General features: G+C 44.6%; 13 protein-coding genes, 1 rRNA gene and 1 other annotated feature. All 14 genes read left to right on the top strand.

What is annotated here, in order from left to right:
• Nucleotides 1-96 precede the first annotated feature (96 nt).
• Complete coding sequence (locus IFO66_RS21045) at nt 97-1,344, top strand: Rne/Rng family ribonuclease (RefSeq protein WP_192027031.1); 1,248 nt, start codon at nt 97-99, stop codon at nt 1,342-1,344.
• A 98-nt stretch (nt 1,345-1,442) separates the two neighbouring features.
• Nucleotides 1,443-1,519, top strand: a sequence feature (ribosomal protein L21 leader region).
• Between the two features lie 13 nt (nt 1,520-1,532).
• Nucleotides 1,533-1,844, top strand: coding sequence for a 50S ribosomal protein L21 (rplU, locus tag IFO66_RS21040; protein ID WP_144994172.1), 312 nt, complete (start codon nt 1,533-1,535; stop codon nt 1,842-1,844).
• 12 nt (nt 1,845-1,856) lie between these two features.
• Entirely contained in the window at nt 1,857-2,198 is a 342-nt protein-coding gene (locus IFO66_RS21035; protein ID WP_192027004.1) for a ribosomal-processing cysteine protease Prp, read from the top strand.
• Nucleotides 2,199-2,203: 5 nt separating this feature from the next.
• Nucleotides 2,204-2,515 carry a 50S ribosomal protein L27 gene (gene rpmA / locus IFO66_RS21030; protein ID WP_028595257.1) on the top strand — a complete coding sequence of 104 codons (312 nt, stop codon included), beginning with the start codon at nt 2,204-2,206 and terminating at the stop codon, nt 2,513-2,515.
• Between the two features lie 164 nt (nt 2,516-2,679).
• Nucleotides 2,680-3,447 carry a Spo0B domain-containing protein gene (locus tag IFO66_RS21025; protein WP_192027003.1) on the top strand — a complete coding sequence of 256 codons (768 nt, stop codon included), beginning with the start codon at nt 2,680-2,682 and terminating at the stop codon, nt 3,445-3,447.
• Between the two features lie 14 nt (nt 3,448-3,461).
• Entirely contained in the window at nt 3,462-4,775 is a 1,314-nt protein-coding gene (gene obgE / locus IFO66_RS21020; RefSeq protein ID WP_192027002.1) for a GTPase ObgE, read from the top strand.
• A 207-nt stretch (nt 4,776-4,982) separates the two neighbouring features.
• Nucleotides 4,983-5,420, top strand: a complete 438-nt coding sequence (locus IFO66_RS21015; protein WP_028595260.1) for an ACT domain-containing protein — start codon at nt 4,983-4,985, stop codon at nt 5,418-5,420.
• A gap of 45 nt (nt 5,421-5,465) precedes the next feature.
• Nucleotides 5,466-6,752 carry a homoserine dehydrogenase gene (locus IFO66_RS21010; RefSeq protein ID WP_192027001.1) on the top strand — a complete coding sequence of 429 codons (1,287 nt, stop codon included), beginning with the start codon at nt 5,466-5,468 and terminating at the stop codon, nt 6,750-6,752.
• A gap of 42 nt (nt 6,753-6,794) precedes the next feature.
• Nucleotides 6,795-7,856 (top strand): threonine synthase, encoded by a 1,062-nt coding sequence (thrC, locus tag IFO66_RS21005; RefSeq protein ID WP_192027000.1) that lies wholly within the window; start codon nt 6,795-6,797, stop codon nt 7,854-7,856.
• Nucleotides 7,857-7,863: 7 nt separating this feature from the next.
• Nucleotides 7,864-8,844, top strand: a complete 981-nt coding sequence (gene thrB / locus IFO66_RS21000; protein WP_192026999.1) for a homoserine kinase — start codon at nt 7,864-7,866, stop codon at nt 8,842-8,844.
• Between the two features lie 29 nt (nt 8,845-8,873).
• Entirely contained in the window at nt 8,874-9,755 is an 882-nt protein-coding gene (gene pheA / locus IFO66_RS20995; RefSeq protein ID WP_192026998.1) for a prephenate dehydratase, read from the top strand.
• 2 nt (nt 9,756-9,757) lie between these two features.
• Nucleotides 9,758-10,639: a branched-chain-amino-acid transaminase gene (gene ilvE / locus IFO66_RS20990; protein ID WP_192026997.1), complete on the top strand. Its 882-nt coding sequence runs from the start codon at nt 9,758-9,760 to the stop codon at nt 10,637-10,639.
• Between the two features lie 207 nt (nt 10,640-10,846).
• Nucleotides 10,847-12,658, top strand: a complete 1,812-nt coding sequence (locus tag IFO66_RS20985) for a LysM peptidoglycan-binding domain-containing protein (protein ID WP_192026996.1) — start codon at nt 10,847-10,849, stop codon at nt 12,656-12,658.
• A gap of 394 nt (nt 12,659-13,052) precedes the next feature.
• Nucleotides 13,053-13,126: ribosomal RNA gene (locus tag IFO66_RS20980) — 16S ribosomal RNA — on the top strand; the annotation flags it as partial.

Genomic DNA, 13,126 nt, shown 5'->3' with positions numbered 1-13,126 from the left:
TATATATTTTTTTAGATCGAGTTATGAACCGACATGTTCATCGTTTCTCGCTTCATGTTACAATAAGAGGTGACGCGCTTGAGTAGAGGTGAAGCTATGAAACGAATGATCGTTCACTGTGGAGAACAGTCAACTCAGATGGCATTGCTAGAAGATGGCCGTCTAGTAGAGTTTGCAGTAGAGCGTGCAGCGGGTGTTAGGCTCGTTGGGAGCTTTTACAAGGGCCGCGTTGTTAATGTTCTTCCGGGTATGCAGGCAGCTTTTGTAGATATTGGGCAGAAGAAGAACGCTTTTTTATATGTTGATGATTGTTTGCATCCGCATTTAGAGAAGCAGCCGAAGGAGAAGCCTCCTATTACGAGCTTGCTGCGTGTAGGGCAAGAGTTAATTGTACAAGTGATGAAAGAGCCTTTTGGTGGGAAAGGTGCTCGTGTTACGAAGCATTATTCATTGCCAGGGCGCCACTTAGTCTTTATGCCACAAGCAGACTATATTGGTGTATCAAAGAAGATTGAGCGGGAATCAGAACGCAATCGACTGAAGCAACTTGCTGAAGCGCTGCGAGCAAATGAAGAAGGTATCATTATTCGAACCGTGGCGCATGGGGAGACGGTTGAAGGTCTCGCTCAAGATATGGAAACGTTACGTCAGCAATGGAGAGCGATTGAGCAAGCAGCTTCTGCTGTAAGTGCACCCGCTCTGCTCCATCAGGATGTATCGATGGCTGAACGAATGATACGGGACGCGTTCACTCACAATGTAGATGAGCTTGTAATCGACGATCGAAAGCAAGCGGAGTTAATAAAATCATTCGTATGTACGTTTGATGCTGAGTTGGTTGAGCGTGTAATGGTCTACCAAGACCGAGAACCGATTTTTCGCAAATTCCATATTGAAGGACAGATAGATAAGACGTTCCAACGAAAAACGTGGCTGCAAAGCGGTGGATATCTTGTATGGGATCAAACAGAAGCTTTGACGGTAGTAGACGTGAATACAGGCAAATATACGGGCACGAGCGATCTAGAGGATACCGTATTTTTCACAAATATGGAGGCGGCAGAAGAGATTGCCCGTCTGATTCGGTTAAGAGATATTGGCGGCATTATTATCGTTGACTTTATTGATATGGATTCAGACGATAATCGTAAGCGTGTACTTGAGCAATTGGAGCGAACGATTCGGAAGGATCGTACCAAATGTTTAGTCGTTGGTTGGACAAAGCTTGGCTTGCTTGAGATTACTCGTAAAAAAGTACGAGAGCAAGTGATGAGTCGCTTATATACACCTTGTCCGACTTGTGATGGTACAGGCAAAAGGGTTCCGGAATTTCAGCAATTGTAACTAATGTTTGGTACGGGAATGTAATTGTAATCGCACATTGATTTTTGAGAGAGTGTGTGTTAGAATCATCAGGTATGTGTCTAATATTCGTTTCTGCACACATGCTGTAACCGCACGGAACAGGTCATAAGTATGGTTTACTCCATCACCTGGTATGGCGAGTCTGAGACATGAGGAGGTGCAACACAATGTACGCAATTATCGAAACAGGTGGTAAGCAGTACAAAGTTCAACAAGGTGATGTTCTTTACATTGAGAAGTTGAACGCTGCTGAAGGTGAGAGCTTCACATTCGACCGTGTATTGGCAGTATCTAACGAGGGTGGCCTCGTAACAGGTGCTCCATTGGTAGAAGGTGCTGCTGTTACGGCTAAAGTTGAGAAGCATGGAAAAGGCGCGAAAATTATCGTGTACAAGTACAAAGCTAAGAAAAACTACCGTCGTAAGCAAGGTCACCGTCAACCTTACACTAAGGTGACAATCGAAAGCATCAAAGCATAAGAGGTGTAGCGAATGATTCGCGTCACCATTTACCGGAATTCTGAAGGGCTTATCGAGCGTTTCGCCATTAAGGGACATGCTAATTATGCTCCGCATGGAGAGGATATTGTATGTGCTGGCGTATCTGCGGTTTCGGTCGGAGTAGTGAATGCTATTGAAGCATTGACGGGCGTTGCGTTGGAGTGCCAGATGAAGGATGGATTCCTGAACGGCACTGTGCCGGTTCTGAATGACGCTCATTGCTCGGAGCAAGTTCAATTGCTCTTGGAGTCGATGGTCGTCAGTCTGAATACGATGGAAGATTCATACGGTTCGTATATTCAGATAAAAGAAAATAATTCAAAAAGGAGGTAGACAACATGTTGAAATTAAACCTTCAGTTATTCGCTTCCAAGAAGGGTGTAGGTTCCACGAAGAATGGTCGTGATTCCCACTCCAAACGTCTTGGTGTTAAGCGTGCCGATGGTCAAACTGTTACAGGTGGTAGCATCTTGGTGCGCCAACGTGGAACAAAGATTCATCCAGGCAACAACGTTGGTATCGGTAAAGACGACACGCTCTTCGCTAAAATCGAAGGCGTTGTTAAGTTCGAACGTTGGGGTCGTGACCGCAAGAAAGTGAGCGTCTACCCAGTTAACGTTGCACCAGTTGCAGCTGCTGTGGAAGTGTAATAGACGTCATGTGAAACCCTCGGCTTAGGCCGAGGGTTTTTTGATTCATTTCTTGCCTTCTTTCGCGTTTGTTCGACTGGAATCGCTTTGGACGACTTTCTGAACTCATGCTATACTATGGGGTGGGAGTGTGCATTTATTTGGGAATGGAGCGAGGGTGAACGATGAGGGGAATCCGACTTTGGGTGTTTGCGTGCAGCGCTTGTGCATTTATTTGCGCAGTGGTATTGGCATGGGGACCTTTATATTTGCCGTGGCGTATATTCGCTGTCATACTACTCATCCTAAGTTTAGCGGCAGGTTGTATTATGTTGCTTCGCGAACAGCGACATCAACATGAGCGCGCTATTCATATGGCTCATCAGTCTGCGCTTGAATTAATGAATCATCAGCGACATGATTGGATGAATGAATTGCAATTGCTGTATGGATATGTTCGACTGAATCGAATGGAGCAGCTCCGTTTATGTGTTGAAGGCATTAAGAGTAAAATGATCGAAGAAGGACGTATTGCTAAACTAGGCATTCCGGAATTGACATTGTTCTTGCTTCATGTCCGTGTATCAGGGCATGCGATGCCTGTGTATGTACATCTTCCAAGACAGATTGATTTGAGCGAAATCGGGTTGTTGATGGAAGGACGAGCATTAACGGATATAATTAAAGAGGGAGTTCAAGTCATGCGCTTAGCGCCAAAAGCAAGTGCAGATGTGGCAGCTCCGCTTCAATTTATAATAGATATTCGTTCAGATAATGCGCTAGGCATTCGATTCTTATATGAAGGACAGCTGCTTCAACCGGACGATGTGAGAACTCAACTTGACAGGCTGGCAGCTGAGCATGGCGTGCGGCTGGAGCAGGTGCCCGCGAACGAGCTACAAGCTGGTGCTTCTATATATGAATGGATTGTACCATGTAAGGTAAGGGACTAGAGAGGTGAAACTTCATGTTTGTAGATAAGGCTAAAATATATGTAAAAGGCGGAGACGGCGGGGATGGTCTCGTGGCGTTTCGTCGTGAAAAGTATGTACCAAATGGAGGGCCGGCAGGTGGAGATGGCGGACGTGGTGGCGACGTTATTTTCCGTGTTGATGAGGGTTTGCGGACGTTGGTAGACTTCCGCTATCAGAAGCACTTCAAGGCTCCTCGTGGAATTAAAGGGCGTAATAAAAGTCAGCATGGTGCAAATGCAGAGCACATGATCGTACGCGTTCCTCCTGGAACTGTTGTTGTAGATGATGATACTCAGGAAGTAATTGCAGATTTGACCCGTCATGGGCAACAAGTTGTTGTTGCGAAGGGTGGTCGTGGTGGACGCGGTAATACGCGATTTGCTACTCCAACCAATCCTGCACCTGAACTGGCTGAGAACGGTGAAGAGGGACGAGAGCGTTGGGTTGTTCTTGAACTTAAAGTCATGGCAGATGTCGGGTTGGTTGGTTTCCCGAGTGTAGGTAAATCTACACTACTGTCGGTTGTTACTTCTGCTAAACCAAAGATTGGTGCTTATCACTTTACAACAATTACTCCGAACCTAGGATTGGTTGATATGGGGGATGGCCAGAGCTTTGTTATGGCAGATTTACCTGGCCTAATTGAAGGAGCACATACGGGCGTTGGACTGGGGCATGAATTCTTGCGTCACGTTGAACGTACACGTATTATTCTTCATGTGGTTGATATGGCAGGGACTGAAGGCCGCGACCCATTTGAAGATTGGGTAAAAATCAATGACGAATTGAAGCTGTACAACGAGAAGTTGGCAGAACGACCGCAAATTGTAGCTGCTAATAAGATGGACATGCCTGAGGCAGAAGAGTATTTAGCTGCATTCCGCACACAATTAGCAGAAGTAAGACCAGATATCGAGATTATGCCTATTTCTTCTTTGACACGTGAAGGCATTCAGGAATTGATGTACAAGGCGCTGGAAGTGTTGGATCAATTGCCTGAAGAAATCGAAGTGGAAGAAGTTGCTCAAGTTCAAGAGCGTAAGATCTATCGCTTTGATAAAAAAGGTGATGAGCCGCAGTTCACAATTCGACGTGAGAATGAAACGTATGTGGTGGAGAGCGAAGCGATTGAGCGCATGATGAAGCGTATGCAAATGAATACGCATGATGCGATTTTGCGTTTTGCAAACACGCTGCGTAAAATGGGTGTTGACGATGCGCTTCGTAAGCGCGGAGCAAAAGATGGCACGATTATACGTATCGCTGATTTCGAATTTGAGTTTGTCGAAGGCAGTAGCTACTATTAATAAGAAGAACAAGTCGTATGGCGTTATTGCGTCATACGGCTTTTTTTTATTTTAACTTTTAACTCAAGTAAGAAAATATTAAGATTGATAGGATAGACATCGTGTATAATAAGATTCAACTTTTGACATGAACCTATTGTTTTTGCGGCACTTATTCGCTATAATGTCCTCTATAGTTAAACAATAGTCTCTATATGGAGGACGGTTATGGCAGAACGGTATTATTTAGTTCGTGAGGATATACTGCCTGAAGCAGTAGTGAAAACCGTAAGAGCGAAACAACTGCTAGCGGCTGGAGAGGTAAAGACGGTACATGAAGCGGCGGAGCGAGTCGATTTGAGTCGTAGTGCTTTCTATAAATATAAAGATGGTATTTTTCCGTTGAATCAATTGGAGCGCGAGCGGATTGTTACGGTTTCATTGGATTTAGAAGATCGTGCAGGGATTTTGTCCAAAGTACTTGGCTCGGTAGCTACATTTGAGGGGAATGTACTTACTATTCACCAGACGATACCGCTGCAGGGTATGGCTAACGTAGTGTTGTCCATTGAAACGGCATTAATTGCTGAGAATTTTGGACAAATGATGGATACGCTTCGGGATATACCTGGAGTGAAGCGAGTTGTTCTTATTGGTCAAGGTTAGGAAAGTAGGGATACAGCTGTACACATAAGAAGGGGAGGAACAAAGATGAAACCAATACAGGTAGGCTTATTAGGATTAGGAACAGTTGGAACTGGTGTTGTAAGAATTATAGAAGGGCATCAGGAAGATTTGATGAGTCAAGTTGGTTCTCCCATTCAAGTTCGTAAAGTACTCGTAAAGGATATGCGTAAGCAGCGTCACTTAAATATTCAACCAGAGCTTATGACGGAAGATGCTTCAGAAGTGGTGTTTGACCCAGAGATTGATGTTGTTGTGGAAGTTATGGGAGGCATTGAGCCTACCAAACAACTCATTCTTGATGCTTTGGAACAAGGTAAGCATGTTGTAACGGCCAACAAGGATTTGATGGCGCTTCATGGACCTGAAATATTAGAAAAAGCACGTGCGAACAATTGCGATGTATTTTACGAAGCGAGTGTAGCAGGTGGTATTCCGATTATTCGTACCTTAATGGAAGGCTTCTCTTCGGATCGCATTAAGAAGATTATGGGTATCGTAAATGGGACTACGAATTATATCCTAACGAAGATGAGCCAAGAAGGCGCAGCTTATCAAGATGTGCTTAAAGAAGCACAAGCGCTAGGTTATGCAGAATCTGACCCTACTTCAGATGTAGAAGGGCTGGATGCAGCTCGCAAGATGGCGATTCTTGCTACGTTAGGGTTCCATGCGACGGTAGGGCTTGAAGATGTTGTAGTGAAAGGCATATCTAGCATTTCTAAAGAGGATATTGGTTATGCGAAGCGTCTTGGTTACGAAATGAAGCTGCTAGGTATTGCAGAAAGACAAGACGATCAGATTAGTGTTGTTGTTCAGCCTACGATGGTTAAGACATCGCATCCGCTTGCTTCTGTAAATGGAGTATTTAATGCGGTTTATGTATATGGTGAAGCTGTCGGAGAGACGATGTTCTACGGTCCTGGTGCCGGCGAGATGCCTACGGCCACTTCGGTTGTAGCTGACTTGGTAGCTGTTGTGAAGAACCTTCGTATTGGTGTCAATGGCAAGCAAGGTCACCATGCTTATCGTACTAAGAAGCTCAAGACAGACGACCAGATTCATTATAAGAATTTTATTCTTTTGGATGTTCATGATCGTGCAGGAGTATTGGCGAGAATTACGCAAGTATTTGCAGAATTCGGTGTGAGCTTAGAGTCTGTTGTACAGCAGCCGAATCCGAACAATCCTGATGCTGAAATTATCATTATTACACATGAAGCAAGCCAAGCAAGCATGAGAAAAGTGTTGGATCATTTTGTGAGCTTGGATGTTATAAAGGAAATTAAGAGTGCATATCGCGTTGAGGGCTAATCATTCATTCCAGCGTACGGAATAGAGATGGAGGAGAGAACGATGAGATATATGGGACTGTTAGAAACGTATAAAGCGTACCTTCCGATTGGGGAAGCAACTCCGATGATTACACTTCATGAGGGAAATACACCTTTGATTCGAGCGGAAAACCTATCGGAACAACTGGGGTTGAATCTGTATTTTAAGTATGAAGGATTGAATCCTACTGGTTCTTTTAAAGATCGCGGTATGGTTATGGCAGTTGCGAAGGCGATGGAAGAGGGTAGCCGTACGATTATGTGTGCCTCTACAGGTAACACTTCTGCGGCAGCTGCTGCTTATGCGGCGCGTGGCGGTTTGAATTGTATCGTTCTTATTCCTAATAACAATATTGCGCTTGGTAAAATGGCTCAAGCTATGATTTATGGTGCAAAAGTGATTGCGATAGAGGGTAACTTCGATCGTGCATTAGAAATTGTTCGTGACATTACGGCTAAGCATCCTATTACGTTAGTGAACTCTGTTAACCCTTATCGTATCGAGGGTCAGAAGACTGCTGCGTTTGAGGTGTGTGAGCAGCTTGGAGAGGCTCCGGATTATTTGGCAATTCCCGTAGGTAACGCAGGGAACATCACTGCCTATTGGAAAGGTTTTAAGCAATACTATGAGGCTGGTAAAGTGGATAAGCTACCTAAAATGATTGGTTTTGAGGCAGAAGGAGCAATGGCGATCGTAAAAGGTGAGCCGATTCTAGAGCCTGAAACGGTTGCGACGGCTATACGGATTGGTAATCCGGCAAGTTGGAAAACGGCGGTGGAAGCCTCTGAGCAATCAGAAGGTCAGATTAACTATGTAACGGACGAGCAGATTTTGTCTGCGTATCAATTGCTTGCTGCATCAGAGGGTGTGTTTGCAGAGCCAGCTTCTGCGGCATCCTTGGCTGGAGTTATTAAATTGCATCAGGAAGGCTATTTCCAAGGCGGAGAGTCTGTCGTTTGCGTGCTGACGGGGAATGGCTTGAAAGACCCGAATATTGCGATAAAAACGGCTGCTGTCGAACCGCTTGTTGTTCCGGATACGGAAGAGGCGGTTATGGATGCGATTCGTAAGCTAGAAGGGTGACTGACAGATGATGCAGCAAAACGGTGTGCTAGTAAAGGTTCCTGCAAGTACGGCTAATTTGGGGCCTGGCTTTGATACATTAGGTATGGCTCTTTCTTTATACACTTGGATTGGTATGAAGCCTGCTGAGACAACGGTTGTACGTATGTTTGGTCCTGAATTAGGTGGTTTGCCAGCGGATGAAACGAACCTTATCGTTCAAGTGGCCAAGCGGGTATTTATTGAAGCGGGAATAGAGTTTTGCCCGCTCGAAATCGATGTATATAGTGAAATTCCTCTGACGAGGGGTCTTGGGAGTAGTGCTTCTGCGATTGTGGGGGCACTCGTAGCCGCTAATGCATTATTAAACTCCCCATTGTCAGATCAACAATTGTTCGATATGGCATCTGCTTGGGAGCGTCATCCAGATAATGTTGGTGCATCCTTATTCGGTGGGATTGTCGTGGCTTCTTGGGATGGCAAACAGGCAAGGCATGTGAGATTGGAGCCACATAGAAGTTTGGGAGCAGTTGTAGCTATTCCTAAATTCCATTTGGAGACGAAGGCTGCCCGCGGAGTTCTACCGGAGCAAGTTTCAATGGCGGATGCAGTGCACAATGTGAGTCATTCTTCATTGCTGGTTGCTGCTTTATCAACGGGGCAGTTCGAGCTGTTGTATGATGCGATGCAGGATCGACTTCATCAGCCGTATCGCATGTCGCTAGTTCCTGGTATGAAGCGGGTGTTGGAGGAATCTCGTAAGTATGGTGCGTATGGTGTTGCTTTAAGTGGTGCAGGTCCAACGATATTGGCGCTCGTTAATCAGCTGCAGAGCAACGATGAATTGGTTGCCTTTATGAATGATACTCTACAACAATGTGGTGTTGAGGCAGATGTGTTCTTGTTAGAGCCTAGCTCAGTCGGTGCGGCATGCTTGGAAGGATCGGCGGATGATATTTATAGTTTGATACCTGAGATTTACCGGTCTGGTTTAGCCGCAGAAGTATAGGTACTTGAATGTGAAGGAGTAAGTGAAGTATGGCTCGTATTGCTTTATTGCCACAAGGATCCGTGTCTCATGAAGCTGCGCTTCATCTGCTTGGCGATCACCATCAATATCATCATTTCAAGCTTATTTCTGAAGTATTTATGGCTGTTGTGAATAAAGAGGCGGACTATGCTGTTATTCCGATTGAGAATACAATAGAAGGCTCTGTTAATTTGCATCTGGATTGGATTGTTCATGAAGTTGATTTGCCATTTCAAGCGGAGTGGGTGTATCCGTCTATTCAACATCTGATAGGAAGAGATGTTGAGGGAGGAGAAGATTATTCTTCTATTAATAAGGTGCTATCACACCCTGTTGCGATGGCGCAGTGTCAGCAATTTTTGCGTAAATACTTGCCGCATGCGATCCAAGAGCACGTCAGTAGCACTTCTGAGGCGGTTCGGCTTGTAAAAGTTAACTCTGAGGAGAATTGGGCGGCAATCGGTACTCGATTGGGTGCGCAAACATATGACCTAAATGTACTTGCCAGTGAGGTCATGGACCATCATAATAATTATACAAGGTTTATTCTGTTAGGATCTCAACCGATTGAGCTGGCGGAAACGATGACGCATAAGACGACTATCTTGGTGACGCTGCCAGAGGATTTCCCAGGTGCTTTGCATCAGGTGTTATCGGCTTTCGCTTGGAGACGAATTAACTTGTCTCGAATTGAATCGCGTCCGACTAAGCGTCAGCTCGGAAATTATTATTTTTATATCGATTTGCAAATGGCTCTAGATTCAGTGCTACTTCCTTCTGCTTTTGCAGAAATTGAAGCGCTTGGCTGCCACGTTCGCATTCTAGGTACATATCCAACCTATGCGTATTCAACCAGTCAACGAGAAGAGCCTCATCATTCGGAGGTGTAAGCATGACGCAGTGGATTTATTTAGACGGCGAATTTGTTACTAAAGAAGAAGCAAAAATATCGGTATACGACCATGGTTTTTTATATGGTGATGGTATATTTGAAGGTATCCGCATTTATGACGGTAATATTTTTAAATGTCATGAGCATTTAGTTCGATTGTACGACTCTGCTAAGTCGATTATGCTGAACATCCCACTTACCATTGAAGAAATGCAGGCTGCTTTGGTAGAAACGATTCGCCGTAACGGGCTGCGTGACGGATATATTCGTCTTATTGTATCTCGTGGAGCGGGCAATCTTGGCTTAGATCCGAATCGTTGTCCAAAAGCGAGTGTTATAATCATCGTTGAACAGCTGGCTATTTATCCAGAAGAAGCATACAAAAACGGTTTGCGTGCGGTATCAGTTGCAGAGCGTCGTAACATTCCAGATGCATTGAATCCGAAGATTAAGTCTTTGAACTATTTGAACAATATACTAGTTAAGATTAAAGCCAACCTAGCTGATGTAGGCGAAGCGATCATGCTTAATGCACAAGGCTATGTTACAGAAGGTTCGGGAGATAACATCTTTATTATAAAAAAAGGGGTAGTGTATACTCCGCCGTGCTACTTAGGGGCTTTAGAGGGGATTACACGTAATGCGATCATCGACATTTGTAAGGAGCAGGGCTTTACTGTAAAGGAAGAGCCGTTCTCTATGCATGATGTTTATGTTGCTGATGAAGTATTCTTCACAGGAACAGCTGCAGAAGTAATTGCGGCACGTGAGATTGATGGTCGTATTGTAGGGAATGGGCAAGCTGGGCCGATTACGCTTCAGTTGTTGGACAAGTTCCGTCAAATCGTAACGCAGGATGGCGTTAAAATATACGAATCTTAATTGCGCAGGAAGCTTTCTCCGAAGAGGAGGGAGCTTCTTTTTTTTGTAATCTACAATTTTGGTGATAGGATGGCCTGTCTATTATGGAGATTATATGTTAGTTGAAAAAAATGATGTCAAATGCCTAGCTCTTGCATAGGATGTATAAATGACTACGCGGGCGATTGTCCCGTGTTACGAGGATGATTCCCTTAGGAGGTACCGCGCGTGAAAATTCATATTATTAAAAAGGGCGAAACATTGTACGCTCTCTCCAAAAAATACGGGGTATCTTTGGATCAGCTTATCGCTCTAAATCCACAATTAACTGATCCAAATCAAGTTCAAGTTGGTATGAAAATTAGAGTTCCTTCTACTCCTGTTTCTACTGGAGGCTACGAAATTGTCCATAAGCATGTAGTTAAGGAAGCGGACACACTATGGAAATTGGCTAAAGCTTGGGGTGTGCCGCTTCAGGCATTGATAGCTGCCAATCCACAGCTGAAAAATCCGAATGTGCTTCTTATTGGGCAAGTTGTTAATATTCCTAAACTAACTGTGAATGAGTCAAGTGGGCCTAGTGCGAGTGCAGGTTGGGGCGCGAATGCAGCGAATGCTGGTATTGTACCTCTTTCCAAAGCTGAGCTGACTAAACCGATACCGCCGCAACCATCAGTACAACCGCCTATACAACCGCCTATACAACCATCTGTTCTGCCGGAGAATAAATTGCAACCGCAAGCGAAGCAGCCACTACCAGCTCAACCGCAACCACAAGCTCAAGCAAAACCTCCATTACAATCTCAATCTCAACCCAAGCCACAGCCGCAGTCGCAAATTAAGCCACAAGCCGAGCAGCTAATACCTCCAACTCCTTTACCAAATCCACCATCCGTGAAACCTTTGACAGGCAATGTGAGTCCTGTTAAGCCAACAACGAAAGGTGAAGTGCCGAATTTCGTTCCTTCGCCTGCAAGTTACGGTAACTTCTCGGCAAACATGCCCAATGTAGAACCGTATCCCAATTCTTTTGCGCCTAACTATGTAGGGCAATCGCAGAGCAATGTACAATGGCAGTCTCAAGAAGTTGGTGGGACGCAGTCGACTTCACAGCCTAACGTGTATCCAAACGTGCCTCAATATGAAGGGTTTTGTTCTCCGGATATATCGCCTTATACGAATTTCTGTAATCCGTATCCACCCCATCCTTATGGTGGACATCATTGCAATCCTTGTGCCTATCCATCTTATGGTGGGGCCTCGCTGCCGTTCGTGCCTTATCAGACTTCGTACGCGGATGGAATCAATTCATTCTGGGGAAATGATCATGTAGCTTATTCAGAAAATGCGAACTATTCCCCGGCTTCCGTATCGCAGGGAGCGAATGCAAATTATGGTCCCGCGTCAGTGTTGCCAGATGTTAATGCGAATTATGGTCCAACGTCAGTGTTGCCAGGTGCTAACGCAAACTATGGTCCGGCATCTGTATCTCTAGTGGCAAATGCGAACTATGGCCCGGCCTCGGTATCGCCAGAAGCTAATGCTAATTATGGGTTGTCATCTGTGTCGCCGATATCTAATCAGAATTTTTCGCCGAATGTTGCCGGTGAGATGTGGGATAAAAAAGTAAACGAACAGGTTGCGAATGCAGAGTCTTACGCGTTCCAGCAAGCGCAGTATAGTAATATGCCATATGCTGCTCAAGAATATAGTGCTTATGGAGCTTCGCCATATGGCGACTATAGCGTTTTTTGTCATCAATGCGGAACTCCTTATAGAGTGAATGCTTCTATGCAGGATAGCAGTTGGTTGGCTCAGTGGGGAGATGTAAGTCCAGTTGCAGGGAAAGATAATGAAACTATGCAGAAGTCGGAAGATGTTTCGACTAATATAAATGATAATGTATCTTCAAACAAAGGAAAGAAGAAGAGTAAAGAGCAACGTAAAAATGTAAACGCACGTAACAACAAAGAGTCTGATTCTTATACGCAGGTTAATGCAAGTCATAAAGGTAAAAGTATGCCGTGGATTAACGGTTAATACAAGTCAATTGAAATAAGCCACGACAACGCCTAGAAGCGAGTTGTCGTGGCTTATTTTTCCTGTTGTCAAAGCTGGGTCGGCATGATATATTGTAATTCCGCCACCGAGAGAGGCGGTTGAGAAAAGCTTAATAGAAGCGGTTTGAAGTTTGGTTTGAAACGAAACTTCAAAAAAAAGTTTTTAAAAAAAAGCTTGACTCAAAATAAACAACATGATATATTATAAGAGTTGCTGCTGAGAAACGCGGCGAACGAGAGCGAAAGAAAACGAATCGTAAGATAAGTGATCTGAGGCGAATTGTTCTTTGAAAACTGAACAACGAGTGAAACGTTTGATATAAGAAATTCAGTAATGAATTTCGTCAGCATTACAAATGAGCAAGTCAAACACTTTTATGGAGAGTTTGATCCTGGCTCAGGACGAACGCTGGCGGCGTGCCTAATACATGCAAGTCGAGCGGACTCT

Source organism: Paenibacillus arenosi (assembly GCF_014841135.1).
Taxonomy (GTDB): domain Bacteria; phylum Bacillota; class Bacilli; order Paenibacillales; family Paenibacillaceae; genus Paenibacillus_B; species Paenibacillus_B arenosi.
This window is presented reverse-complemented; position numbering and strand designations above follow the sequence as displayed.

Bases quoted from the DNA above. Each gene is read 5' to 3' on its own strand.
- IFO66_RS21045 (WP_192027031.1), top strand. From the start codon at position 97: ATGAAACGAATGATCGTTCACTGTGGAGAACAGTCAACTCAGATGGCA.
- rplU (WP_144994172.1), top strand. From the start codon at position 1,533: ATGTACGCAATTATCGAAACAGGTGGTAAGCAGTACAAAGTTCAACAA.
- IFO66_RS21035 (WP_192027004.1), top strand. From the start codon at position 1,857: ATGATTCGCGTCACCATTTACCGGAATTCTGAAGGGCTTATCGAGCGT.
- rpmA (WP_028595257.1), top strand. From the start codon at position 2,204: ATGTTGAAATTAAACCTTCAGTTATTCGCTTCCAAGAAGGGTGTAGGT.
- IFO66_RS21025 (WP_192027003.1), top strand. From the start codon at position 2,680: ATGAGGGGAATCCGACTTTGGGTGTTTGCGTGCAGCGCTTGTGCATTT.
- obgE (WP_192027002.1), top strand. From the start codon at position 3,462: ATGTTTGTAGATAAGGCTAAAATATATGTAAAAGGCGGAGACGGCGGG.
- IFO66_RS21015 (WP_028595260.1), top strand. From the start codon at position 4,983: ATGGCAGAACGGTATTATTTAGTTCGTGAGGATATACTGCCTGAAGCA.
- IFO66_RS21010 (WP_192027001.1), top strand. From the start codon at position 5,466: ATGAAACCAATACAGGTAGGCTTATTAGGATTAGGAACAGTTGGAACT.
- thrC (WP_192027000.1), top strand. From the start codon at position 6,795: ATGAGATATATGGGACTGTTAGAAACGTATAAAGCGTACCTTCCGATT.
- thrB (WP_192026999.1), top strand. From the start codon at position 7,864: ATGATGCAGCAAAACGGTGTGCTAGTAAAGGTTCCTGCAAGTACGGCT.
- pheA (WP_192026998.1), top strand. From the start codon at position 8,874: ATGGCTCGTATTGCTTTATTGCCACAAGGATCCGTGTCTCATGAAGCT.
- ilvE (WP_192026997.1), top strand. From the start codon at position 9,758: ATGACGCAGTGGATTTATTTAGACGGCGAATTTGTTACTAAAGAAGAA.